The sequence below is a fragment of the Serratia fonticola genome, from assembly GCF_001006005.1.
Taxonomy (GTDB): Bacteria; Pseudomonadota; Gammaproteobacteria; order Enterobacterales; family Enterobacteriaceae; genus Chania; species Chania fonticola.
Genome location: NZ_CP011254.1, coordinates 4,503,489 through 4,528,100, shown reverse-complemented (window position 1 = coordinate 4,528,100; position 24,612 = coordinate 4,503,489). Strand labels below are relative to the sequence as shown.

The following is a 24,612-nucleotide window of genomic DNA, read 5'->3' as shown; positions in this document are numbered from 1 at the left end:
ACTTGACGGGCGCAGCATGCAGCGCCCCTACAACTATCGTTGTGACAAATTAACCCAGGTCTGCACCACGGTATCAGGGTTAAGTGACAGGCTATCAATCCCCTGATCCATCAGCCACTCGGCAAAGTCCGCATGGTCTGACGGGCCTTGCCCACAGATGCCGACATATTTGCCGTGACGCTTGGCCGCCTGGATCGCCATGGAAAGCAGCGCCTTGACCGCCTCATTGCGCTCGTCAAACAGCTCAGAGACCACTCCGGAATCGCGATCCAGCCCCAGCGTGAGCTGCGTCATATCGTTGGAACCGATAGAGAAGCCATCGAAGTGCTCAAGGAACTGATCGGCCAGCAAAGCGTTGGATGGGATCTCACACATCATGATCACTTTCAGCCCGTTCTCGCCGCGCTTGAGCCCTTGGCGCCCCAACTCTGCCACCACGGCCTCCGCCTGAGCCACGGTACGCACAAACGGCACCATCACCTCAACGTTGGTCAGGCCCATCTCATTACGTACCCGCTTCATCGCGGCACATTCCATGGCGAAGCAGTCGCGGAAACTGTCTGCCACGTAACGACCCGCGCCACGGAAACCTAACATCGGGTTTTCTTCGTGCGGCTCATATTTCTCGCCGCCGACCAGGTTGGCGTATTCGTTAGATTTGAAATCGGAAAGGCGTACGATGACGCGCTTCGGCCAGAATGCAGCGCCAAGCGTAGCGATCCCTTCGGTCAAACGACCGACATAGAACTCGACCGGATCGTCATAACCCAGCATCAGCGTCTTGATTTCTGCCTGCAGCTCCGGGGTTTGCTGGTCGAACTCCAACAGGGCACGCGGGTGTACGCCGATCATGCGGTTGATAATAAACTCCAACCGGGCCAGCCCCACACCTTCATTTGGCAAGCGAGCGAAGTCGAACGCACGGTCAGGGTTTCCGACGTTCATCATAATCTTCAACGGGAGTTCGGGCAGTTCAGTGACTTCCGAGCTTTGTACGCTGAATTCCAGCATGTCGCTGTAGACAAAACCGGTGTCGCCTTCGGCGCAGGAGACGGTGACTTTCTGCCCTTCTTTCAGCAGGTCCGTTGCGTGGCCACAGCCTACAACAGCAGGGATCCCCAGTTCGCGGGCAATGATCGCCGCATGGCAGGTACGCCCGCCACGGTTGGTAACGATCGCTGCTGCCTTCTTCATGATCGGTTCCCAATCCGGGTCGGTCATGTCGGTGACCAATACGTCGCCCGGTTCGATGCGATCCATTTCGCTGATATTGTGGATGACCTTCACCGGGCCTGCCCCAATGCGATGGCCAATAGCTCGCCCTTCCACCAGCACGGTGCTGTTACCGTTCAGTTGGTAGCGTTCCATCACCTGCTCATTGGAGCGCACGGTTTCTGGCCGCGCCTGGACTATCAGCAGCTTGCCGGTGTGGCCGTCTTTGGCCCACTCGATATCCATCGGGCGGCCGTAGTGTTTTTCAATCAGCAACGCCTGATGCGCCAGTGCCTGAACTTCATCATCGGTCAAAGAGAAACGATTGCGTTGCTCTTCTGGCACATCCTCGATACGGACCTGCTTGCCATGATCCTGTGAAGGTGCGTACACCATGCGGATTTTTTTCGAGCCAAGGTTCCGGCGCACAATGGCTGGTTTGCCCTTGAGCAGCGTCGGTTTATGGACATAGAACTCATCCGGATTGACCGCACCTTGCACCACCATTTCCCCCAGGCCGAACGCCGAGGTAATAAATACCACCTGATCAAAACCGGACTCGGTATCGATGGTAAACATCACCCCAGAGGAAGCCAGGTCGGAGCGCACCATGCGCTGTACACCGGCGGAAAGCGCCACGCCACGGTGATCGTAACCCTGATGCACACGGTAGGAGATGGCCCGGTCGTTAAACAAAGAGGCGAAGACGTGTTTGATCGCCACCATCACCGCATCAATGCCCTGCACGTTGAGGAAGGTTTCCTGCTGGCCGGCAAACGAGGCGTCTGGCATATCTTCGGCGGTGGCGGAAGAACGCACGGCAAAGGAGGCTTCGCTTTCGCCCTCGGAGAGTTGTTGGTACGCCAGGGTAATTTCACGTTCAAATTCCGCGTGGAAAGGCGTATCGATCACCCATTGGCGAATTTGCGCACCGGCCTTGGACAGTTGAGCAATATCGTCAACGTCAGTCTGATCCAGCAGCTGATAAATGCGCTGGTTAACCCCACTTTGCTCAAGAAAATCGTTAAATGCCTGGGCGGTGGTGGCAAAACCGTTGGGTACGGCCACGCCCAAATCGGAGAGATTGGTGATCATTTCACCGAGGGAGGCATTTTTGCCACCGACACGGTCAACGTCGTGCATGCCAAGCTGGTTGTACCAAAGCACATTACGCAAGTCTGGGCCATTGTTAGACATCGAGACAATCCTTATTGCTATCAGTAGGGTATTGACGGATTTTTGACTCGTACCGCAAAAAACGGCACCCACCCACACTAGCACAATGATCCATAGACAATGGACAGGTGAATCGATCAAGCCAATGAAGAAAATAGCAATTAAGAGAATTCCAGCGGGCACAATTTTATTAGGGATCGTTCCCTCACTGGCTAAAAGCTTACAATTCAACAAATTATGTATTATTTAAACTTTTGCTTAAATACCCATATTTTTAGTGATTGATTTGACGAAAATAGCGCCAATTTGCGTCTGAGCAGGTAGCTAAAATAGCACTCTTCATTTTATTAAAAATGAAATTAGGTTTTATTAAATATATTTAATTGCCGCGAATGATTCCCAGCGTCACAAAATTTCTGTCCCCCTCTTTACCGTATGTGGGTATGCAGACCATGATGTTGCTATCAGTCGTTTCAGGCATTAAGGAGTTATGGGTGGAAAGAAGCGTTTTTTATATCTCGGATGGCACGGCCATTACCGCCGAAGTTTTGGGGCATGCGGTGCTGTCACAGTTTCCCGTCAAGGCCACCACTTTCACTCTGCCCTTTGTGGAAACCGAAGCGCGTGCGCGGGGCGTATGCCAGCAGATCAATGATATTTACCAGCAGACTGGCGTGCGCCCACTGGTGTTCTATTCGATTATCTCGCCGGAAGTGCGCCAGGTGATCACCCAAAGTGAAGGGTTCTGTCAGGATATCGTGCAGGCCCTGGTTGGCCCGCTACAGGGGGAATTAGCGGTGGATCCAACGCCGGTACCTAATCGCACCCACGGACTGACCGAAAACAACCTGGGCAAATATGACGCCCGGATCGCGGCTATTGAATACACCCTGGCCCATGATGACGGCATATCGCTGCGCAATCTTGATCAGGCGCAGGTGATCCTGCTCGGCGTATCCCGCTGCGGTAAAACCCCCACCAGCCTGTATCTGGCGATGCAATTTGGTATCCGCGCGGCCAACTATCCGTTTACCGCCGATGATATGGATAATTTGCAGCTACCCGCCGCGCTAAAACCGTTTCAACATAAATTATTTGGGTTGACAATTAACCCAGAGCGGTTAACGGCGATCCGCGAAGAACGCCGCGAAAACAGCCGTTACTCTTCGCCACGCCAATGCAGGATGGAAGTTGCCGAAGTGGAAGCGCTGTTTCGCAAAAACCAGATCCGCTATCTCAATACCACCAACTATTCGGTGGAGGAGATCTCCACCAAGATCCTCGATATCCTCGGAATGAGCCGGCGGATGTTCTGATAGTAGGGGCTGGCGGACAGTCGTCTATGCCCCTTTTTTGTGCTTTTTTACCGATTTTAATCATCCGATCACAATCTCTACGGTTGAATTCAGCGGTTTTTGCGTTATTGTGATCGCCATCACTTCCCGGTATTCCTGCCGTCGCGAAGAACAGTTTTAGAGATAATCATGCACAAAACAGATGAACTGCGGACCGCGCGCATCGACAGCTTGGTCACGCCTCAGGCGCTGGCAGAGAAGTTGCCGATCTCAGCATCGGTAGCCGATAACGTGACAGCGTCACGTAAACGTATTGAAAAAATCCTCACCGGCGAAGACAAGCGCCTGTTGGTGGTGATTGGCCCCTGCTCCATTCACGATCTTGATGCGGCGATGGACTATGCCACCCGCCTTAACGCACTGCGCGAGCGCTATCAGGACCGCCTGGAAATCGTGATGCGCACCTATTTTGAAAAACCGCGCACCGTGGTCGGCTGGAAAGGCTTGATTTCCGATCCCGATCTGGACGGCAGCTATCAGGTCAACCGTGGCATTGAGATGGCGCGCAAGCTGCTATTGTCAGTGAACCAACTTGGCCTGCCAACGGCGACCGAGTTCCTGGATATGGTGATCGGCCAGTATATTGCCGACCTGATCAGCTGGGGCGCGATTGGCGCTCGCACCACCGAAAGCCAGATCCACCGTGAAATGGCCTCGGCGCTCTCCTGCCCGGTCGGTTTCAAAAACGGTACCGACGGCAACACCCGCATCGCCATTGATGCCATCCGTGCCGCGCGCGCTGGTCATATGTTCCTGTCGCCAGACAAAACCGGCCAGATGACCATTTACCAGACCAGCGGCAATCCTTATGGCCATATCATCATGCGCGGCGGCAAGACGCCAAACTATCACGCGACCGATGTGGTTGCCGCCTGTGATAGCCTGCGCGAGTTCGATTTACCTGAACAACTGGTGATCGACTTCAGCCACGGCAACTGCCAGAAATTGCATCGCCGCCAGTTGGAAGTGGCGGAAAACGTCTGCCAACAGATCCGTGCGGGCTCCGTGGCCGTGGCTGGCGTGATGGCCGAAAGCTTCCTGGTGGAAGGCACGCAGAAGATCGTGGCTGGCCAATCACTAACCTACGGCCAATCCATTACCGACCCTTGCCTGAGCTGGTCGGACAGCGAGCAGTTGCTGGCTATGCTGGCCGATGCGGTAGATACCCGCTTCTGATTATTTTAGCCAGCATGCTTTTGGCCTGCTGGCTCTCATTTATCCGTTCACTCAGTATCACTTTCGTAATGGGATTGAAAACTCAATAATTCATCCACTCAATCATAAAAACCAAAAAAGGTATGAAAGAAAGAGTTACGTACAATATACCTATGTTATCTATTTCTTTTAGACGCTTCTTTCCTTTAACCCACCGTATTGCACAAGCCAATAGCATGAGAATAATGCAAAAATTTGCAGTGGAAATCTTATAGCCACTAGATACCCCTGCAAACAAAAGCATCAAAGAGGCAAGTATCATTGTACTTCTCTTAACATCTGGAAATACTCTCGAACCCACAAGAAAGTGGCAACATACTGATAATATTAGAAATCCCACACTTAACACATTCATACCATCTCCCTATGCAACAACTAACTCATACTTTCCCTATTTACGTAGATACCACAAAAATAATATTACACATTCAAAAACCCAAGCGTCAATGCCTGTAAAATAAAAGCTGAACACCTATTATTACTTAATCAATTAAACATTTTCAATATAACATGGCATTTACATGTGATGCTGACTTTAATTTAATTATTGCTTTTCAACGAGTAAGTGGGGATTTTAAACACTGCATTATCGGATTTTCATCACCTAAATCAGGTTATTGATGCCATATTCTACGAAGTATTCTTACGTCATTCAGCTATACTTGCCAAACATCCGAGCTAAACCGATCTGGAGCCCTCTTCTGTGAACCATTCACTGCTGTCCATTCCCTGTATCACCCTGCAAGGGGAACATAAAACGCTGGCCGACTTTCCGGCGCGAGCTTACCTGGTGGTCAATACCGCCAGCAAGTGTGGCTTTACCCCACAGTATGCAGGCTTGGAAAAACTGTGGCAGTATTATCGCTCACGCGGGTTGATGGTGCTGGGCTTCCCCTGCAATCAGTTTGGCGGGCAAGAGCCGGGCAACCCGCTGGAGATTGCCAACTTCTGCACCCTCAATTATGGCGTCAGCTTTCCGCTGTTCAGCAAGATCGACGTCAACGGCGCGCAGGCGCATCCCCTGTTCAGCGAGTTAAAACGCCGTGCTCCCGGTCTGTTAGGCAGCCAACGTATCAAGTGGAACTTCACCAAATTCCTGCTCACCGCCGATGGCGAGCGCATCACACGCTTTGCCCCCATCACCAAACCTGAGCGCCTGTTCAGCCGTATCGAAACCCTGTTGAAATAGCCGTTTTATCAGCAAATTGATCGCAGTCAATCTAGCTCCGGTAAGCATGACGACAAAAAGGTTCCATCGGTAAGAAAATTTCCCTTGATGTAACCTTTCGTTCACATGATAATGATTATCAATTTGATATTAATTACCATTTATCGGTTGAATTTATGGACAATCTCAATAATTGCCAACAGTCCAACAACGCTTTGGTTACCCCTGACGGCAGTGCTCCTGCCGCTTTACCGCCCTGTTTCGACAGTGCCGAGTTGCTGGGCACTGATGGGCTGGCGGTGATCATCCATCAAGGGCAACGCTATCAACTTCGCCAAACCAAAGCGGGAAAATTGATCTTAACCAAATAACGTCTTAGTTCCTTTTAACGCCAGCCACCCCGATTTTGCGATCCAGGCAGCCAGCAAATCTATTGATATGTTGAGTCATACGGAGAGTTGCCACATGCCTGCCATTTTTGCCTCCCGGCTGCGTTTATCCGCATTAAGCCTGGCCATTGCCTGCGCTTTGCCTACGGTGGTTTTTGCCCAGACCGACACCAGTGTTTCCGCTACCACCAAGGCACAAGAAAAAAACAAAGATGAGACCATGACCGTGGTCGCCACCGGTAATCAGCGCAGCAGTTTTGAAGCGCCGATGATGGTGACGGTGATCAACGGCAACAGCCCTCAGAGCCAAACCGCCACCACCGCCGGCGATATGCTGCGTCATGTGCCTGGGGTTACCGTTAACGGTACAGGTCGTAGTAACGGCCAAGACGTGTCAATGCGTGGCTATGGTAAAAACGGTGTACTAACGTTGGTTGATGGGATCCGCCAAGGTACCGATACTGGCCATATTGGAGCGACCTTCATCGATCCTGGTTTGGTAAAACGTATCGAAATCGTTCGTGGCCCGGCCGCGCTGTTGTATGGCAGCGGTGCTCTCGGCGGGGTTATCGCCTATGAAACTGTCGACGCAGCCGATCTGCTGTTGCCAGGCCACAGCACCGGTTATCGAGTGTTCGGCACAGCGGCTAGCGGCGATCATAGCCTGGGCATGGGCGCCAGCGCTTACGGTAAAACCGATGATCTCGATGGTCTGATCTCTTTCGGCACCCGCGATGTCGGCGATATCCGTCAGAGCAACGGTTTTGATGCCCCAAACAGCGAAACCATCAGCAATGTGCTAGCCAAAGGCACCTGGAACATCGACAACAATCAATCGCTAAGCGGCGATTTGCGCTATTACAACAACAGTGCACAACAACCAAAGAACCCACAAACGCCGGCGGCCTCCACCAGCAATCCGACGACCGACCGCTCTACCATACAACGCGATGCGGCCCTCAGTTATAAACTGAACCCACAGGGTCAAGACTGGGTAAATGCAGTAGCGAAAGTGTATACCTCAGAAGTCAAGATCAATGCCCGCAATGAGGGTAAAACCGATGAATTCCGCAAGCAAACTACCAATGGCGGCAAATTGGAAAACCGTACCAACCTGTTTACTGACAGTTTCGCCGCGCATTTGCTGACTTATGGTTCCGAGGCGTACGAGCAGAAGCAGCGGCCTGGCGGAGCCACCACCAGTTTCCCCGATGCAAAAATCAACTTTGCCTCTGGTTGGTTACAAGACGAGATCACCTTGCGTGACCTGCCGATCTCCATCCTTGCTGGCACCCGTTATGATAACTACCAAGGCAAAAGCCAGGGCCATGACGACGTCAACGCGGACAAATGGTCTTCTCGGGGAGCGATTACGGTATCGCCAACAGATTGGTTAATGCTGTTTGGCTCTTATGCTCAGGCGTTTCGTGCCCCCACCATGGGGGAAATGTATAACGACTCAATGCACTTCCCTGGTAACTATTGGGTACCCAATCCCAACCTGAGGCCTGAAACCAGCGGCACCACAGAGTTCGGCCTGGGCTTGCGATTCGACAACCTGGTGTTGGCAGACGATAACCTGCAGTTCAAAGCCAGCTATTTCGATACCGACGCCCGCGATTACATCAATCTGTACGTGGATATTCGTGGTCGCAAAACTTACTCACAAAATATCTCCCGCGCCAAAATTTGGGGCTGGGATGCATCAATGAGCTATCAGACCCACTGGTTCGACTGGGATCTGGCTTACAACCGCACCCGAGCCAAAGATCGCTCGAGCCAAGGTGAGCTGAATGGTAATAGTGGCCAGTGGTTGTCAACTACCATGCCGGATACCGTGACCAGTACGCTGGACATCCCAATCGCCACCACCGGACTTTCTGCCGGTTGGGTCGCAACGCTGGCGCAAAGCACCAACCATGTTAGCGAGGGAAGTAGTAAGCAAGCCGGTTATGGCGTGAACGATTTCTACCTAAGCTATAAAGGCCGTGAAAACCTGCAGGGCGTCACCACTACCGTGGTACTGGGGAACGCCTTCGATAAAGAATATTACTCACCACAGGGCATTCCGCAGGATGGTCGTAATGCCAAACTGCTGGTCAGCTATCAGTGGTAACCCATTGAACCACAGCGGGCAGACCGTTTTTGCCCGCTCCTCACCCACAATTACAGGAAGCAAAATAATGAGCGAGACTCTATACCAACGTTATGAGCAGGCGAAAATTGATCACCCAGGTAAATATGCCCGCGATCTGGCCGAGCTGTTGGGTATCAGCGAAGCCGAACTGACCCACGCCCGCGTCGGCCACGATGCTCGTCGCCTGCAAGCCGATGCCCGTACGCTGCTGACCGAACTGGAACAGGTTGGCGTCACCAAGTCCATTACTCGTAACAGCTATGCGGTACACGAGCAGGTTGGGCGTTATCAGAATCAGCATCTCAATGGCCATGCCGGGCTGATCCTCAACCCGCGCGAGCTGGATCTGCGCCTGTTCCTCAACCAATGGGCCAGCGTTTTTGCCCTGAGTGAAACCAACAAGCGTGGCGTGCGCCACAGCATTCAGTTCTTTGATCATCAAGGCGACGCGCTGCATAAGGTCTACACCACCGACGAAACCGATCTCGCTGCCTGGTTCGCCCTGGTCGAGCGCCATCAAAGTGCGGAAAACCCGATACTTGAGCTGCAACCGGCCGAGATTAAAGAGAGTAACGGCGCGCCAGATACCGCCAAAATCGATGCCGAGTGGCGGGCCATGACCGATGTCCACCAGTTCTTCCAACTGCTGAGCCGCAATAATCTGACCCGCCAACAGGCCTTCCGCGCCGTGGGCAACGATCTGGCCTACCGCGTGGACAACAGCGCGCTGACGGCGATCCTGGAAGCCGCCAAGTCTGCGCAAAACGAAATCATGATCTTCGTCGGCAATCGGGGCTGTGTGCAGATCTTTACCGGCCAGATTGAGCGCCTGATGCCGCAGGACGGCTGGGTCAACATCTTCAACCGCCACTTTACCCTGCACCTGATTGAAGGGGCGATCGCCGAAAGCTGGATCACCCGCAAACCAACTAAAGATGGCATGGTCACCAGCCTGGAGCTGTTTGCTGCCGATGGCACCCAGATCGCCCAACTTTACGGGCAGCGTACCGAAGGCCAACCGGAGCAGCTCCAGTGGCGTGAGCAGGTTGCTGCACTTGAACCGAAGGAAGTCGCCGCATGATAGCTTCTTTGCCCCGTCGCCTGGCGCTGTGCATCGCCCTGGCGTTTCCATTAGCCGCCGTGGCGGCCGAGAGGATTGTCTCAATAGGCGGTGACGTGACCGAAATTGCCTTCGCGCTGGGCGCGGGCGATGAAGTTGTGGCACGAGACAGTACCAGTTTGCACCCTGCTGCGGTGCAGAAATTGCCCGACGTCGGCTATATGCGCCAACTGAATGCCGAAGGGATCCTGGCGCTGAACCCCACCCTGATCCTGACCACCGAATTGGCAGAGCCCGCGTTGGTGCTTAAGCAATTGGAAGACAGTGGCGTGAAGGTGGTGCGTATCCCAGGGGATACCACCGTGCAGGCGGTGCCTAAAAAAATCAGCGTGATAGCCGATGCCATCCACCGCAGTAGCCAAGGCAAGCAGTTGGCCGAACGCTATCAGCAACAGTTGGCAGCGGTAGCCAATACGCCGCTGCCGGTGAAAGTGCTGTTCGTGATGAGTCACGGAGGTATCACCCCCATGGCCGCGGGCCAACAAACCGCGGCAGATGCCATTATCAGAGCGGCTGGGTTGAAAAACGCGATGCAAGGTTTCAGCCGTTACCGCCCACTATCGCAAGAGGGCGTGATTGCCAGTGAACCAGACTTGCTGCTGGTGACTACCGATGGCGTTCGCTCCATCGGTGGCCAGGAAAACCTGTGGCTGTTGCCCGGCATGGCTCTGACACCGGCGGGGAAAAACCGCCGCGTGCTGATCGTTGATGATATGGCACTGCTTGGTTTTGGTCTGGAAACACCGCAGGCGCTGGGTCTGTTGCGTAAAGCGGCGGAGCAAAAGTAATGCGATGCCGAACCTCACCCCGCCTGGCGATCGGCAGCCTGCTGATCTTGCTGACGGTCCTGGCGCTTGGGGCCGCTAACCTGGGGGCGTTGACACTGTCATTTCGCACCCTGTGGCAGGCTCCTCTCAGCGATGCCTCCTGGCATATCTGGCTGAACATTCGCCTGCCTCGCGTGCTATTGGCCGTGGTGATCGGCTGCGCGTTAGCGGTTTCCGGTGCGGTGATGCAGGGGCTGTTCCGCAACCCCTTGGCCGATCCCAGCCTGTTGGGGATCAGCAGCGGCGGCGCACTGTTCGTCGCCCTGGTGATCGTCATGCCGCTGGCCCTGCCCCCGCTCATCGCTCTGTACAGCCATATGCTGGCGGCATTTCTTGGCAGCCTGCTGGTTTCGATACTGATCTACGGCATCAGCCGCAGCGGACACGGCAGCCTGTCGCGGCTGTTGCTGGCCGGTATCGCCATCAATGCGCTGTGCATGGCGGCGATTGGCGTACTGTCGTACCTCAGTAGCGATCAGCAATTACGTCAGTTTTCACTCTGGATGATGGGCAGCCTTAGCCAGTCACAGTGGCCTACCCTGGTGGTGTCCGCTTCGCTGATCCTGCCAGCCGCATTGCTGACGCTGTTACAGGCTCGTCGTTTGAATCTGCTACAGCTGGGCGATGAAGAGGCACATTACCTTGGGGTTAATGTGCAACGCGCCAAGCTACAGTTGCTACTGTTGAGCGCCTTGCTGATTGGGGCCGCGGTAGCGATGAGCGGCGTCATCGGTTTTATTGGCCTGGTGGTTCCCCACCTGGTGCGTATGCGGCTTGGGGGCGATCACCGCTGGTTGTTGCCAGCCTCTGCCCTCGGCGGTGCCTGCCTGCTGTTGGTGAGCGATACGCTGGCACGTACGCTGGTCGCCCCGGCAGAAATGCCAGTAGGCCTGATGACCAGCCTGATCGGTGGTCCCTATTTTCTGTGGCTGGTGATGCGCCAGCGGGAGCGCACGGGTGGATGATTCATCAACGCTGACAGCACGGCAATTGCGTTACAACCTGGGGGAGCGCCGGCTGATCACCGATGTTTCCCTCAACATCGCCAGCGGTGAGATGGTGGCGATTATCGGCCCCAACGGCGCGGGTAAGTCGACCCTGCTTCGCTTACTTACCGGTTATCTGGCCGCAGACTGTGGCGAGTGCCGCCTGCAAGGTAAACCGCTTGAGCAGTGGCAACCGCAGCAGTTGGCTAAGGTTCGGGCGGTAATGCGTCAACACAGCGAGCTGGCCTTTCCGTTTACCGTAGAAGAAGTGGTTGCCATGGGACGCTCTCCGCATAGCGGGCGCGATGCCAAACGGGCGATCCAACAGGTGATGGAACAGACCGATTGCGCCAGCCTGGCCCAACGCGATTACCGCCAGCTATCCGGCGGGGAACAGCAGCGGGTGCAACTGGCCAGAGTATTGGTGCAGTTGTGGCAGCCGCAACCCGCACCATCCTGGTTATTCCTTGATGAACCTACCTCGGCGCTCGATCTGTATCATCAGCAGCATACCTTACGCCTGCTGCGCTCCCTGACGCGTCAGCAACCGTTGGCGGTCTGTTGCGTATTGCACGATCTTAATCTGGCCGCGCTGTACGCCGATCGTATTCTGTTGTTGCATCAGGGCCGCCTGGTCGCTTCCGGTACCCCGCAGCAGGTATTACAGACGGATATCCTGACACGTTGGTATCAGGCCGATCTCGGTGTCACCGCCCACCCGGAAACCGCACTGCCGCAGGTGTTTTTACGGCAGTAACGGTAAGCCATGGAGGGCTTGCTGCATTCAGCTCGAACAGGAAATTTCCAGGTGCTTGCCCCAATCCGGCGGCAAGGCCGCCAGATCGTCATACTGAGCATCATCGGCAAAAGGTTGCAGCAACGCCTGGTGCAAACGTGCCAGCTTGCTGACATCGTCCTGCTCTGCCGCTTCGATGGCCTGCTGCGCCAGATAATTACGCAAAATCAGTTTAGGATTAGCCAGCTTCATCGCTTGCTGGCGCTCGGCATCACTCACCTGTTCAAACTGTAAGCGCTGGCGATATTTTTGATACCAGCCGTCGAACGCATCGCGATCGATAAATTCGTCGCGCATTGGCGTTTGCGCCTGCTGCTGCTCAACGTCGCTCAATAAACGGAAGGTCCGGGTGTAGTCACGCCCCTCTTGCGCCATCAGGCTCAATAAGCCGGTCAGCAGATCGTTATCCTGTTTCGACTGGGTAAACAAGCCCAGTTTGGCACGCATTTGCTCGCCATAAGCCTGCATCAGCGCCGGTTCATAGGCGGCCAGTGCCTGCTGTAACTGCTCGGCACTCAGTAAACCGGATAGCGTTTGCGCCAATCGATGCAGGTTCCATAACCCCACGGCTGGCTGGTTATCGAACGCATAACGGCCCTGATGATCGGAGTGATTGCAGATATAATCGGGCCGGTAGTCATCAAGGAAACCATAAGGGCCATAATCCATCGTCAGGCCGAGGATCGACATATTGTCGGTATTCATCACGCCGTGGGCAAATCCCACGCACTGCCAATGGGCAATCATACGTGCGGTGCGTTCCACCACGTCGGTAAACCACAGCAGATAGCGATCTTGTTCATCAATCCATTGCGACCAGTGGCGCGCAATAACGAAGTCCGCCAGTTGCCTGACCTGTTCCGACTGTTTGCGGTAATAGAAATGTTCGAAATGGCCAAAGCGGACATGGCTTTCCGCCACCCGCAGCAGCATTGCCCCGCGCTCCGGTTGTTCACGGAAGACAGGATGTTCGCTGGTGACTATCGTCAGGGCCCGCGTCGTCGGGATCCCCAAATGGTATAGCGCCTCGGAGGCCAGGAATTCACGGATCACCGAGCGTAGCACCGCCCGCCCATCACCCATGCGGGAATACGGCGTCAACCCAGCGCCTTTCAGATGCCAGTCCATACTGCGGCCGTCCGCGAGCCGCTGTTCGCCCAGCAGGATCCCCCGGCCATCTCCCAATTGCCCCGCCCAGGAACCAAACTGATGGCCGCTGTAAACCTGCGCCAAAGGCTGCATGCCGGGTAACAGGGTTTCACCTGCCCAAATTGGCGTTTTCTCTGGGGTAAACCAGCTTGCGTCCAGCCCCAGTTCCTGAGCCAGCGGCTGGCTGTAATACAGCAGACGGGCTGCTTTAAGCGGCGTCGGTGGCAGTGCGGTATAAAAACCGGGCAGCTGTTGGTAATAAGCGTTTTCAAATTGCGGCATAGGCCCTCCGTAACGTTTAGTGTAGAGCCTGAAGGTGCGGATTAACACGGAGGATTTACAAGGGATTCGCCCCTGGCTGATAACCTGAAGGGGCGTGGTACACTAAAAAGCGGCGGTGAGCCTTATTAGCTTGGTTATTTAACGCCGGCGGCGTGAGTCTTTTAATGACCTACTACGCGCATGGCTAAAGTGCTTTATCAATGATAGAGCGACAATAATTATCAGTACTGGGATCACGGTAAAAATCATCCAGTCCACTATTTACCCCGGTGTGTAAGAAAAAATCAGCTATTATTATCGAACTCTTCAGCAATCCTGCGTAGAGAACGCAGATTATCCACACTGATGGCAGGCCATAAAAACCCCTGTAGCCCTAAAACACCGGTGTTGGTCAGTTTATTGAAATACTCATGTTTCTCAATGCCGCAAACAATAACTCCCTTACAAAGTTGATTGATATTCTTAAGCAGTGAATCGATAACCAGGTCATATCCCTGTTGGGTAACCAATTGCCAATAAAAGCGTTTGTCGATCTTCACAAAATCAAATAAACCATCGTACAACGCGGTCAACGTCGCTTTGCCAGAACCGAAACCATCGAGCCACAGCGAAAAATAGTCACTTAACGAGCGTATTTTCACATTGTCTTTCCCAGCGGAAAGGTTGGGGAAAATCTCATTGATTTCAAAAGCAATAAACGGCAGCTGCTGCACTCGTTGACGACGTGTTTCACTGCCAAGCAGCCAATCGACAACCGTTTCTTCGATATTAATGGTCAATGTCACCCCGTTGGCAACAAACCATGACGCGTGCTTTTCAGCCAGCGTGAGTTGATCGGTGAATAACTCAATCCTTTGTTCTGGGGTTAATAACCGCAGGCCGATCTCCGTAGGCATCGCCAGGTTGTCGCCCGAGCCAGTAAAACGGGTGAGAAGTTCCACCGCCAGTAATCTTCCCGTCATGGCGTAAATCGGCAGGAAGACGTACTGACTAATAAAATCAACGTCAGATTGAATATTCATTTTAATGCCAGAGGCTTAATGGCGTGCAAACCATCGTATAACAATAAGTTATACCGATCAATCCCTGGGAGATAGTTCAGAAATAGTAATGTGATTAACCCGGCGTTGCCAAGTAATTGATAGTTTTAGCGATGTTTTTTGTACAGGCAGTCAGGTGCGTGAATTTAATTTGCGGCATGTATCGTTACAAATTAAAAGCTTTACGCAATAGGTGAATTATTTTTTATGTTTAACGATCAGGTGATACGGCGACCACCTGATTTTATTAATAAAATTCCCAATTTATTTACCACACAGCACTACTTAATGGTTTCCAACAGCCAACGCCGCAACTCACTAAGCTCGCTCTCCTGCTGCGGATATTGCGCTACCAGCTGTGCACAACAGTCTGCCAACGCCTCGCTGCGATAGGCACAGCCCACCAGCTTTTCGGCCAAAGTCTGTAATGGCGCAGGGTTAAGGCTGTCGGTGAAGATCTGCGCGCGTACAATCGCGCCCTTCTCCACGTCAAAGAAGATATCCACCCCACCCCAGGTAAAGCGCTCATTCAGCAAGTGGCTAAACGCTGGCGCTTTGCCAAAATTCCATTCCCAACTGCTCTGCTTGGCAAATTGCTGGGCAAAATCGGGCAGGTCTGGGAAGACATCCGGGGAGATCACTTCCGGCTGTGCCGTTTCACCATAATGAGCGAAGAAAGCCTGAATGACGGCGTCACAAACCTGCTGATGGTCGATTTCAGGCACAAACTCGGCCAGGTTGGCGACCCTGGAACGCACGGAGGTAATGCCTTTCGCCTGCAATTTTTTCGGATCGGGATTGAGATAATCCGCCAGGCGATTGAGATCGGCATTCAACAGCAGCGTACCGTGATGAAAACCACGATCCTGAGTTTCGCGGTAGGCTGAGCCGGAGATCTTGCGCACTCCGTCGGCCGTTTCGACCACCAAATCGTTACGCCCGGAAGCCGAAGCATCAACACCCAGCTGTTTCAGCGCCGCCAGAATAATGCCGGTAGAAACGGTTTTATCGTAACCAGGTTTACCGGCCATAAAGGTAAAGCAGGTATTGCCCAGGTCGTGAAACACCGCCCCGCCGCCGCTGCTGCGCCGTGCCAGACGAATGCCATCCTGCTCCATCCGCCGGGTATTGCACTCTTTCCACGGGTTCTGCGACTGGCCGATCACTACGGTTTCGGCATTACGCCACAGGAAGAGGATTTTTTGCGAGGTCATTTCGCGGAAGATGCACTCTTCTACCGCCAGATTAAACCAGGGATCGTAGGAATCGGAAATCAATAAACGTAAGGAATTCATGGCAGTCACCTCATCATGCAGTGCTGCCATAATACACCAGATAGGGGGTTTGGGGCGTTAAATCCGGCGCGCCTGCCAGTACACCTTGCGCCAATAGACGTTGTTGAGTGAGGAACGCGTCACACCTTTGCTGGTAGAGGCATGAATAAACTCGTCGTTGGTATCGTAGATCCCCACATGCAGGCCATTCTCTCCGCTGCCGGTTTTAAAGAACACCAGATCGCCCGGCATCAGCTCGTCACGCGAGACTTTGGTCCCCAGCCCGGTTTGCTGCGCCGTGGATCGCGGTAATTGCATATCAAAACGATCGCTGAAGGTGCGATAGACAAAGCCGGAACAGTCGACACCGCCGCGATCCAGCCCGCCATAGCGATACGGGGTGCCATACCATTGACGCAGCTGCTCGTTCAATTGCGCTACCACCACGATGGAATCGGACAAACGGCCACTCGGCGGCGGCGCATGGCTGCTGCAACCGGCGAGAATTAAACTGGCTAATAGAAACCACACACGCATCGCATTTTACCTTTCACTTGAACACCGAAGCAGATCAACCGCCTGCGATATTTCACCACGCCCCCCCAGGTAAGGAGAATGCTGTTTGGCATTAATTTATCGCTCAAGTTAATAAAAAGGCAAGTTTTGTCCATGAGATATTCGAATCGACAACGTTTTTTTCCGCTATTAACGGTTTTTTGCCGCCCGATGGCTGTTAATCAACCACACGCCGAACAGAATAAACAGCGTCCCCAGCGTTTTGAGCAAGGTGGCAGATTCATTAAACCAGGGCAGGATCACCGCCGCCAGGTAAACCAGCGCATAACTGACGCTCAGTAGCGGATAAGCCCGGTTCAGCGGCAGATAATGTAGCGCGAAGAACCAGCATAGCATTGATAATGCATAGCCGAAGATGCCAACGGCCACCGCTATCAAGGCCATTCCGTACTGGTTGAGTAACGGCCAGGTGACATCGGCAAAGGACAACAGCGGGATTTGTCCCATGCCCCATTTCATCAGCAACTGGGCCAACGTCACTAACAGAACGCTGCCCGCCCCCCAAAGATAACCTTTCATGATTGCAGACTCATCAGCAGGATCCCCAGCATGATCGACGCCACGCCGCACCAGTGACGCACCGTAGTCGGCTCGTTAAACAACCAGCGTGCCGCCAGCGTCACCAGGACAAAATTGAGGCTCAGCATCGGATAGGCCAGGCTGAGCGGCAGGCGCTGCAACACATTTAGCCACACCAGCATGCCCAGCCCCATTAGCAGCACCGCCAGCGCCAACCAGCGCAGCGTTAAAGCCCGCCGCCGATCGCCAGCCTGTTGCCAGGTAAGGGCAGCCTGTTTCTGACACAGCTGCCCCGCACAGGTGAACAGGCTAACCAGGATCACCAATAAATACGCCATCATGGTTGCTGCTTATACCATACCAATGCCATGCGATGCATCTCGACCACGCTGTCTGGCGGTGGCAAATCTGTCGGTACGTGCTCACCACGGGAGAGTTGCATTACCAGTGACACATCCCCCTGCTTACGAGCCTGAGCCAACCAGCCAGCAAAATCCTCTTCGCCGATATAGTGACCGCGCACATCAGGATACGCCAAACCATAAGAGAGCTCGCCTTTTTCACCGTACATCAGCACATCGCTGCGTTTCAGTTCCCAGGCCAGGCCAGCGGCGATACCCACGCGATCGGCCAATACAAACTGGCTCTGGCTGAGCGTGGCGATATTGTCACGAATGAAGTTTTGCGGCTGCTTGGAGTCGATCACCTGCTGTGGAATAGCGTAGCCGATCAACAGACAAAGCAGCAGCGGGCAGGCGGCCGCCCAGGTCCAGCGTTTTGCGTTATCGCGAGCGGAAACCACGGCAAACAGCAGCCAACCACCAAAGGCAATCAGGCCGAGCACGATTTTCGGCCACTCATCGGCGTTAAACAGATGCACTTTATGCAACACACCGGAGCCGATCAGCAACAACGCGATAATGCCAATCAGACCAAACAGGCCATTCAGTAGAGCATTCACCTTGAAGACCCGAGTACGTAACTGCCCTGCGCAATCCTCGGCGTAAGCCGCCATCAGCAGTGCCAACGGCGCCATACATGGCAGAATATAGGTAGGCAGCTTGCCTTTGGCGATGCTGAAGAAGATCAACGGCATCACCACCCAGCTCAACAGGAAAAACAGCTCCGGGCGCTGCATACGCTCGCGCCATCCCTTGAGCAGGGAACCTGGCAATAACCCCAACCACGGCAGTACCGCAGCGATCAGGATCGGGATGTAATACCAGAAGGGGGCCTTATGCTGGGCATTATCTTCGGCAAAGCGCTGAATATGCTCCACCCAGAAGAAGTAGTTCCAATAGTCCGGCTCGCGTTGGGCCACCGCCAGCGCCCACGGCAGGCTGAGCAGTACCGCCACCACGATAGCCACTGGCCCGTAGCAGAACAGATCTTTAACTTTACGCTGCTGAATAACAATGGGGATAACGGCAATCACCGGCACCGCCAGCGCCAGAAAGCCTTTGGTCATAAAACCCATGCCACAGGCCAGCCCGAGCAACACATAGCCCCCCAGCTTACCTTTGGCGGTGGTGGCTTTCAGCGTCAGGTAATAGCTGACCATGGCTGCCGTCAGCCACAGCGAGATCATCGGATCGAGCACGCTGTAAGTGCCGATACTGAATACCAGTACCATCGACAGGAAGATCAGCACTGCCAGGCTGGCACGACGCGCATTTTTCCACATCAGCCAGGCCAGGGAAAAGACCAGCAAGGCGGTCATACCGGTGCTGAATATCGAACCAAAGCGCACGGCAAAGTTGCTATCGCCGAACAACCACTGGCTAATGTTGTTAAACCAGTAACCGGCGACCGGCTTTTCAAAATAGCGCAGGCCGAGCAGGTTAGGCACTACCCAATCTCCGCGCGCCAGCATTTCACGGCTGATTTCGGCGTAGCGGGTTTCATCCGGCTGCCACAGCAACCGCCCATTCACCGGCAGCAGATACACCAGGGCAAAAAAAATGGACAATACGATGGCCCAGGATCCTTTCAACGCTTTCATGAAACCTTTTCTCCCCCAACTTCGGTTTGATAACCCAACCAGCCTTCTCGGCCAGGAAATGGTGCGCGTATAATGCGGCCTAGCGGCAGTGATGACACGTCTTGGGGCAGCAACGCGCTCAGCGGGCAGAACTCGATGCCTTGCTGTTTTGCACGCTGTAACAACTGTTCGAACATGGCCGACTGCGACATACCTTCCACCTCGGTATGTATGGTGTACACCGGCACACCACCATCGTTTTCTATCGCTCGCAGAATATAATCATTGAAATCGGCCATGCTGGTTTCACGGCCAATCACCTCATCAAAGGTGGGGAGCGTCACGGGGATTTGCACCGTGCCCGGCTGGCCGTTCTCTAATAGCGGACGGAACGGATGGGTGCCACGGCAATCACTGTTATACTCGAAACCAAAACCTTGCTTCACCTCCACCACGCGCTGATCGGCACGCCACCCCGCCACCGCCGAAAATCGGACCGGTTGTCCGATCGCATTGGCCAGTGCATCAACGCCCAACTGAACCTGACGCGTCAACTCGGGTTTGGACCACTGCCCCACCTTGGCCTGCCACCCTTGATGATCCCAGGCATGCAACCCTACTTCGTGGCCCATTTCCAACGTGCGCTTCATCAACGGCCCCAAAGGTCGGGAAATATTCCGCCCAGGCCACGCGGTCCCTGCCAGCAGGATATCCCAGCCGTACAGAGACGCCGCCTTGGAACGCAGCATTTTCAGCAGGAATTGGGGACGAAGCAGGCGCCACAAGTGGCGCCCCATGTTGTCCGGCCCGACGCTGAAGAAGAAGCTGGCCTGAATATCGTATTTGGCAAACAGTTCCAGCAGGCGCGGCACCCCTTCACGGGTACCGCTAAAGGTGTCTACATCAACTCGCAGGCCGACCTTCTTCATGCACCATCACCTTCCTTTACCGTAGTACGCAGGAAGTAGTCCAGCGTCTCGGCAACGGTTTGCTGCATGGCGATCGTCGGCTGCCAGCCCAGCAGGCGGCGCGCGTTCTTGATGCTTGGTGTACGGTGCTCAACGTCCTGATATCCTTTGCCGTAGTAGCTGCTGCTTTCCACGTCCTTGAAACCGGCAAACGGCGGGAAATTGCCGCGCAGCGGATGCTCATTGAAGCTGGCCAGCAGCATTTCCGCCAGCTCACGAATACTTGCTTCGTTGGTCGGGTTGCCGATGTTGACGATCTGACCATCGCATTGACCGTCGCGGTTTTCAATAATGCGGTACAGCGCTTCAATACCATCGTTGATATCGGTAAAGCAACGTTTCTGCGCCCCACCGTCCACCAGCTTGATCGGTGAGCCTTCAACCAGGTTCAGGATCAACTGGGTGATCGCGCGCGATGAGCCGATACGCGCCGCATCCAGGTTGTCCAGACGTGGCCCCATCCAGTTAAACGGACGGAACAGCGTGAACTTCAGGCCTTCTTTAGCCCCATAAGCCCAGATAACCCGGTCCAACAGCTGTTTGGAGACCGAATAGATCCAGCGCTGTTTGTTGATTGGCCCGACGATCAGACGCGAAGTGTCCTCATCAAACTCTTTATCGTCACACATGCCGTAAACTTCGGAGGTGGACGGGAAGATGATGCGTTTGTTGTATTTCACGCAGTCGCGAACGATTTTCAGGTTTTCTTCGAAATCCAGCTCGAACACGCGCAGCGGATTGCGGGTGTATTCGATCGGTGTGGCGATCGCCACCAGCGGCAATACCACGTCGCACTTCTTGATGTGATATTCGATCCACTCCGAATGAATGCTGATATCCCCTTCCACAAAGTGGAAGCGCGGGTTATCCAGGAAACGGCTGATGGCATCAGAGCCGATATCCAGGCCATAGATATCGTAACGATCTTCGCGCAGCAGGCGTTCGGTGAGATGGTTACCGATAAAGCCGTTAACGCCCAGGATCAACACGCGGGTCCGGCGCTTCATCACCGAGCTTGGCTTGGCAGCCAGACGTACGTCGCTCACCATGCCCATTTCCGCGGCCAGACGGTTACCTTGCACATACAAACCAGACTCGCTTTGGCCAGCTACGATTTCCAGCGCCCCTTCACCACAGGCAATCACCAGTGGAGTGGTGCTCAGCACCGTGCCAGGCTGCTTATCATGTGCGGTATCCAGCACGCGTGCGCGCCAAACGATCACCTTGCGCTGGCCCAGATAGCTGAAGGCGCCCGGATAAGGTTCGGTGACGGCACGCACCAGGTTGTTGATTTCATGAGCAGACTTGTGCCACTGGATCTCACCGTCGGCAGCAGTACGGCGGCCAAAATAGCTGGCATCCGCTTCGTTTTGCTCAGTTAAGCTAGCCGTGCCGTCTTTCAGTTTCGGCAGTTGTTCTTTCAATACCACCTGCGCCGCTTCCAACACCTTTTTGTGCAGCGTCAGTGCGGTGTCCTGCTGGGAAATCGCCACTTTATGCTGACCGACGATATCGCCGGCATCCGGGCGTTTAACCATCTTGTGCAGCGTAGCGCCGGTTTCGGTTTCGCCGTTCACCAGCGCCCAATTGATCGGTGCGCGACCACGGTAGCGTGGCAACAGTGAACCATGCAGGTTAAAACCACCTTTTGGAGCCAGAGACAGGATCTCATCGCTCAACATATTGCGGTAGTAGAAAGAGAAAATAATATCCGGTTGCAGCTCACGGATACGCTCCACCCACAGCGGATGATTGACATCTTCCGGTGCATACACCGGCAGCTCCAGTTCAGCGCCCTGGCGAGCAACGGAAGAGAAGAAGTTGTTTTCACCTGGATCATCGGTATGGGTAAATACGGCCTGTACGTCATAGCCCGCTTCTGTCAGCGCTTTCAAACCCGCGCAGCCGATATCATGGTATGCAAATACAATAGCTTTCATCATTCTTCTTCCTGAGTATTTTGGGTTGGTTTAGCACCGACCACTTTCTGGACAAAATAGCGGGGACGAGCGCGGACGTCGTTATAAATCCGGCCGATGTACTCCCCTAACAATCCCATACCGACAAACTGAGCACCGATAAAGGTGAATAACACCGCAAACAGCGTGAACACTCCGCCTGCCGCCCATTCCGGCCCCAGGACCAAGCGCAGCACGATCAACAACACCGCCAGCACGAAGCCTGACAGTGCAATCACGCTGCCTACCACGCTGAGCAGACGCAGCGGCGTGGTGGTCAGGCAGGTGATCAGGTCATACATCAGGTTGATCAGCTTCATCAGGCTATATTTGGAGTCACCGAACTCGCGCTCAGCGTGACGCACCTCGATCTCCGTGGTACGTCGAGCAAAGGTGTTGGCCAGGATCGGAATAAAGGTACTGCGCTCATGGCAGTGCAGCATCGCCTCAATGATATGGCGGCGGTAGGCACGCAGCATGCATCCATAGTCGCCCATGGATTTACCGGTCGCGCGCTGGATCATCATATTGATCATGCGGGAGGCCGTCTTGCGGAACCAGGAGTCCTGACGGTTGGCACGCACGGTACCCACCACGTCATAACCCTCTTCCGCGACGCTAACCAGACGAGGGATCTCCTCCGGCGGGTTTTGCAGATCGGCATCCAGGGTGATCACCAGATCGCCGCTGACCTGATTGAAACCCGCCATGATGGCGGAATGCTGGCCGTAGTTACGGTTCAGCAGCACGGCAATAATGCAACTGCCTGGTTGTTCCGCCGCAGCGGTCAGCATGGCGGCAGAGTTGTCGCTGCTACCATCGTCAATCAGAATAATTTCATAAGGTTGCAATAGTTGTTTACAGGCGGCGGTGGTGCGCTCCAACAAGGCAGGTAAACTCTCCTGCTCGTTGAACACCGGGATCACCACCGAAACTTTGCTAATAGGTTCAGCGCGAGACACGGGAAGACTCCAATACGGAAGATAAGGCATTGACCACGCGATCGACATCGGCTTCGGTCATATCCGGGAACAGCGGTAAAGTGCACAGGCGTGCCGAATTCCATTCGGTATTAGGCAGTGACAGCTGTGAGTAACGTTCGCGGTAGAATTTTTGTGTATGGGCGGCGCGGAAATGCAGACCGGTACCAACCCCAACTTCTTTCAGCCGTTCCATCAGTTGATCGCGCCCAATGCCGCAACGTTGTTCATCAACACGCACCATAAACAGATGCCAGGCGTGATCGTGCGGATAATCTGGCAACCCCAACGGCTGGAAAGGCGAGTCTTGCAGCGCGGCCAGGTAACGTTCCGCCAGCACCTTGCGCCGGGCGTTCAACTCTGGCAAACGCGCCAGTTGCACCACGGCGATCGCCGCATGAATATCTGACAGGTTGTATTTGTAGCCAGGTTCAACCACCTCTGCCTGCGGCTTACGCCCCTGCAGTTGGCGGTCAAAAGCGTCAACGCCCAGGCCGTGGAACTTCAGGCAGCGGACGCGATCGGCCAGTTGATCGTCATCGGTCGCGATCAGACCACCTTCCGCACAGGTCAGGTTCTTAATGGCATGGAAAGAGAAAATCGCGGTACCCCGTGCACCCACCCATTCACCATTGAAACGGCTGCCCACGGCGTGAGCCGCATCTTCAATCAGGGGAATATTATGGCGTTGAGCCACTGCGCGCAGCTCATCCATCGGTAATGGTGCGCCCGCATAGTGAACGGGAATGATCGCTTTGGTACGTGCGGTGGTGGCCGCCTCAACATCGGCTGCGCTGACCATTAGCGTGTCACGGTCAACATCGATCATCACTGGCGTAGCGCCAAGCAATTCGATCATATTGAGAGTGGAAACCCAGGTTTGAGAGGGGGTAATGACTTCATCCCCTGGCCCAATATCCAGAGCCATCAGCGTGATGTGCATCCCCGCCGTTGCAGAGCAGACGGCAATCGCATGCTTGCAGCCGAAGGTTCGGCAAAACTCGCTTTCCAACTGCTGGTTTTGCGGCCCGGTGGTGATCCAGCCGGATCGCAACACCTTTTCTACCGCAGCAATTTCTTCATCCCCAATGGCCGGGCGTGAAAAAGGCAGAAATTGATCCATAATTAAACCCCAAACGTCTCGATTTTCATTAAGCCACTGTATGACTTTTACATTTAACGAAAAGTAAACGTCACAAAGAATGATCCTTGGTGGATTAATTGCCAATGTACGTGGGCAAGCTTAACTAAACCTTAAGGGATAAATTATTACCAGGAAACTTTCTGTAATACCTTCTCATTAAGAGAAGAATAATTTTATATATAATCAAAGAGTTATATTGTTGTGAATTTTTACTTAATTCTTTTTCAATCCGATGAGCTAGCAGGCCATCGTGGGATTTCCATCTTATTTTGTGAGATTACCGGCAGGATTTGTGCCATTATTGGATAATTATCTCGAGAACGTTTACTTTTCGTTTAGCTACATTTTATCGGTTAAATA

The 24,612-nt window shown here is 54.0% G+C and carries 21 protein-coding genes; 9 read left to right on the top strand and 12 right to left on the bottom strand.

Going from position 1 to position 24,612, the window contains the following annotated elements:
• Window positions 1-33: 33 nt before the first annotated feature.
• Window positions 34-2,409 carry a phosphoenolpyruvate synthase gene (ppsA, locus tag WN53_RS20050; protein WP_024486175.1) on the bottom strand — a complete coding sequence of 792 codons (2,376 nt, stop codon included), beginning with the start codon at window positions 2,407-2,409 and terminating at the stop codon, window positions 34-36.
• A 473-nt stretch (window positions 2,410-2,882) separates the two neighbouring features.
• Between ppsA and ppsR the strand changes: the two genes are divergently transcribed.
• The 9 genes from ppsR (at window position 2,883) to WN53_RS20000 (ending at window position 12,342) form a co-directional block, all read left to right on the top strand.
• Window positions 2,883-3,704, top strand: coding sequence for a posphoenolpyruvate synthetase regulatory kinase/phosphorylase PpsR (ppsR, locus tag WN53_RS20045; RefSeq protein ID WP_021804571.1), 822 nt, complete (start codon window positions 2,883-2,885; stop codon window positions 3,702-3,704).
• Between the two features lie 168 nt (window positions 3,705-3,872).
• A complete protein-coding gene (locus WN53_RS20040; protein WP_024486981.1) occupies window positions 3,873-4,919 on the top strand; it encodes a 3-deoxy-7-phosphoheptulonate synthase in 1,047 nt (348 codons plus the stop codon).
• A 742-nt stretch (window positions 4,920-5,661) separates the two neighbouring features.
• Window positions 5,662-6,147, top strand: coding sequence for a glutathione peroxidase (locus WN53_RS20030; RefSeq protein ID WP_021804573.1), 486 nt, complete (start codon window positions 5,662-5,664; stop codon window positions 6,145-6,147).
• A gap of 155 nt (window positions 6,148-6,302) precedes the next feature.
• On the top strand, window positions 6,303-6,497 hold the full coding sequence (gene hemP, locus WN53_RS20025; protein ID WP_021804574.1) for a hemin uptake protein HemP: 195 nt from the start codon (window positions 6,303-6,305) through the stop codon (window positions 6,495-6,497).
• 94 nt (window positions 6,498-6,591) lie between these two features.
• A complete protein-coding gene (locus tag WN53_RS20020; protein WP_046808201.1) occupies window positions 6,592-8,631 on the top strand; it encodes a TonB-dependent hemoglobin/transferrin/lactoferrin family receptor in 2,040 nt (679 codons plus the stop codon).
• Between the two features lie 67 nt (window positions 8,632-8,698).
• Window positions 8,699-9,733, top strand: a complete 1,035-nt coding sequence (locus tag WN53_RS20015; RefSeq protein ID WP_024486912.1) for a hemin-degrading factor — start codon at window positions 8,699-8,701, stop codon at window positions 9,731-9,733.
• Window positions 9,730-10,560: a heme/hemin ABC transporter substrate-binding protein gene (locus WN53_RS20010; RefSeq protein ID WP_024486913.1), complete on the top strand. Its 831-nt coding sequence runs from the start codon at window positions 9,730-9,732 to the stop codon at window positions 10,558-10,560. The genes WN53_RS20015 and WN53_RS20010 overlap by 4 nt, the downstream gene beginning before the upstream one ends.
• Window positions 10,560-11,564: a FecCD family ABC transporter permease gene (locus WN53_RS20005; RefSeq protein WP_046808200.1), complete on the top strand. Its 1,005-nt coding sequence runs from the start codon at window positions 10,560-10,562 to the stop codon at window positions 11,562-11,564. The genes WN53_RS20010 and WN53_RS20005 overlap by 1 nt, the downstream gene beginning before the upstream one ends.
• Window positions 11,557-12,342, top strand: coding sequence for a heme ABC transporter ATP-binding protein (locus WN53_RS20000; protein WP_024486708.1), 786 nt, complete (start codon window positions 11,557-11,559; stop codon window positions 12,340-12,342). Before WN53_RS20005 ends, WN53_RS20000 begins: the two co-directional genes overlap by 8 nt.
• A gap of 27 nt (window positions 12,343-12,369) precedes the next feature.
• Here WN53_RS20000 and WN53_RS19995 read toward each other — a convergent pair whose 3' ends face one another.
• The 11 genes from WN53_RS19995 to arnB all read right to left on the bottom strand — a co-directional run bounded on the left by WN53_RS19995 (window position 12,370) and on the right by arnB (window position 24,231).
• Complete coding sequence (locus WN53_RS19995) at window positions 12,370-13,812, bottom strand: protein adenylyltransferase SelO (protein WP_024486709.1); 1,443 nt, start codon at window positions 13,810-13,812, stop codon at window positions 12,370-12,372.
• Window positions 13,813-14,096: 284 nt separating this feature from the next.
• Complete coding sequence (locus tag WN53_RS19990) at window positions 14,097-14,834, bottom strand: EAL domain-containing protein (RefSeq protein ID WP_024486710.1); 738 nt, start codon at window positions 14,832-14,834, stop codon at window positions 14,097-14,099.
• A 299-nt stretch (window positions 14,835-15,133) separates the two neighbouring features.
• On the bottom strand, window positions 15,134-16,147 hold the full coding sequence (lplA, locus tag WN53_RS19985; RefSeq protein WP_024486711.1) for a lipoate--protein ligase: 1,014 nt from the start codon (window positions 16,145-16,147) through the stop codon (window positions 15,134-15,136).
• 57 nt (window positions 16,148-16,204) lie between these two features.
• Window positions 16,205-16,663: an NlpC/P60 family protein gene (locus tag WN53_RS19980; protein WP_021178133.1), complete on the bottom strand. Its 459-nt coding sequence runs from the start codon at window positions 16,661-16,663 to the stop codon at window positions 16,205-16,207.
• A gap of 168 nt (window positions 16,664-16,831) precedes the next feature.
• Entirely contained in the window at window positions 16,832-17,221 is a 390-nt protein-coding gene (arnF, locus tag WN53_RS19975; protein ID WP_024486712.1) for a 4-amino-4-deoxy-L-arabinose-phosphoundecaprenol flippase subunit ArnF, read from the bottom strand.
• A complete protein-coding gene (gene arnE, locus WN53_RS19970) occupies window positions 17,218-17,562 on the bottom strand; it encodes a 4-amino-4-deoxy-L-arabinose-phosphoundecaprenol flippase subunit ArnE (protein ID WP_024486713.1) in 345 nt (114 codons plus the stop codon). The genes arnF and arnE overlap by 4 nt, the downstream gene beginning before the upstream one ends.
• Window positions 17,559-19,223 (bottom strand): lipid IV(A) 4-amino-4-deoxy-L-arabinosyltransferase, encoded by a 1,665-nt coding sequence (arnT, locus tag WN53_RS19965; RefSeq protein WP_046808199.1) that lies wholly within the window; start codon window positions 19,221-19,223, stop codon window positions 17,559-17,561. The genes arnE and arnT overlap by 4 nt, the downstream gene beginning before the upstream one ends.
• A complete protein-coding gene (arnD, locus tag WN53_RS19960) occupies window positions 19,220-20,131 on the bottom strand; it encodes a 4-deoxy-4-formamido-L-arabinose-phosphoundecaprenol deformylase (protein WP_046808198.1) in 912 nt (303 codons plus the stop codon). Before arnD ends, arnT begins: the two co-directional genes overlap by 4 nt.
• The gene (gene arnA / locus WN53_RS19955) at window positions 20,128-22,110 is read right to left on the bottom strand and encodes a bifunctional UDP-4-amino-4-deoxy-L-arabinose formyltransferase/UDP-glucuronic acid oxidase ArnA (RefSeq protein WP_024487031.1); all 1,983 of its coding nucleotides are present in this window, start codon (window positions 22,108-22,110) and stop codon (window positions 20,128-20,130) included. Before arnA ends, arnD begins: the two co-directional genes overlap by 4 nt.
• Complete coding sequence (arnC, locus tag WN53_RS19950) at window positions 22,110-23,090, bottom strand: undecaprenyl-phosphate 4-deoxy-4-formamido-L-arabinose transferase (protein WP_046808197.1); 981 nt, start codon at window positions 23,088-23,090, stop codon at window positions 22,110-22,112. Before arnC ends, arnA begins: the two co-directional genes overlap by 1 nt.
• On the bottom strand, window positions 23,077-24,231 hold the full coding sequence (arnB, locus tag WN53_RS19945) for a UDP-4-amino-4-deoxy-L-arabinose aminotransferase (protein ID WP_046808196.1): 1,155 nt from the start codon (window positions 24,229-24,231) through the stop codon (window positions 23,077-23,079). The genes arnC and arnB overlap by 14 nt, the downstream gene beginning before the upstream one ends.
• Window positions 24,232-24,612: the final 381 nt, after the last annotated feature.

What these genes read in the sequence shown, in the direction of transcription:
- WN53_RS19990 (WP_024486710.1), bottom strand. Translation starts at nt 14,834, where the DNA reads ATGAATATTCAATCTGACGTTGATTTTATTAGTCAGTACGTCTTCCTG.
- WN53_RS19980 (WP_021178133.1), bottom strand. Translation starts at nt 16,663, where the DNA reads ATGCGTGTGTGGTTTCTATTAGCCAGTTTAATTCTCGCCGGTTGCAGC.
- WN53_RS20040 (WP_024486981.1), top strand. Translation starts at nt 3,873, where the DNA reads ATGCACAAAACAGATGAACTGCGGACCGCGCGCATCGACAGCTTGGTC.
- WN53_RS20015 (WP_024486912.1), top strand. Translation starts at nt 8,699, where the DNA reads ATGAGCGAGACTCTATACCAACGTTATGAGCAGGCGAAAATTGATCAC.
- arnA (WP_024487031.1), bottom strand. Translation starts at nt 22,110, where the DNA reads ATGAAAGCTATTGTATTTGCATACCATGATATCGGCTGCGCGGGTTTG.
- arnE (WP_024486713.1), bottom strand. Translation starts at nt 17,562, where the DNA reads ATGATGGCGTATTTATTGGTGATCCTGGTTAGCCTGTTCACCTGTGCG.
- hemP (WP_021804574.1), top strand. Translation starts at nt 6,303, where the DNA reads ATGGACAATCTCAATAATTGCCAACAGTCCAACAACGCTTTGGTTACC.
- lplA (WP_024486711.1), bottom strand. Translation starts at nt 16,147, where the DNA reads ATGAATTCCTTACGTTTATTGATTTCCGATTCCTACGATCCCTGGTTT.
- arnB (WP_046808196.1), bottom strand. Translation starts at nt 24,231, where the DNA reads ATGGATCAATTTCTGCCTTTTTCACGCCCGGCCATTGGGGATGAAGAA.
- WN53_RS19995 (WP_024486709.1), bottom strand. Translation starts at nt 13,812, where the DNA reads ATGCCGCAATTTGAAAACGCTTATTACCAACAGCTGCCCGGTTTTTAT.
- ppsA (WP_024486175.1), bottom strand. Translation starts at nt 2,409, where the DNA reads ATGTCTAACAATGGCCCAGACTTGCGTAATGTGCTTTGGTACAACCAG.
- arnT (WP_046808199.1), bottom strand. Translation starts at nt 19,223, where the DNA reads ATGAAAGCGTTGAAAGGATCCTGGGCCATCGTATTGTCCATTTTTTTT.
- WN53_RS20020 (WP_046808201.1), top strand. Translation starts at nt 6,592, where the DNA reads ATGCCTGCCATTTTTGCCTCCCGGCTGCGTTTATCCGCATTAAGCCTG.
- arnF (WP_024486712.1), bottom strand. Translation starts at nt 17,221, where the DNA reads ATGAAAGGTTATCTTTGGGGGGCGGGCAGCGTTCTGTTAGTGACGTTG.
- WN53_RS20005 (WP_046808200.1), top strand. Translation starts at nt 10,560, where the DNA reads ATGCGATGCCGAACCTCACCCCGCCTGGCGATCGGCAGCCTGCTGATC.
- arnD (WP_046808198.1), bottom strand. Translation starts at nt 20,131, where the DNA reads ATGAAGAAGGTCGGCCTGCGAGTTGATGTAGACACCTTTAGCGGTACC.
- WN53_RS20010 (WP_024486913.1), top strand. Translation starts at nt 9,730, where the DNA reads ATGATAGCTTCTTTGCCCCGTCGCCTGGCGCTGTGCATCGCCCTGGCG.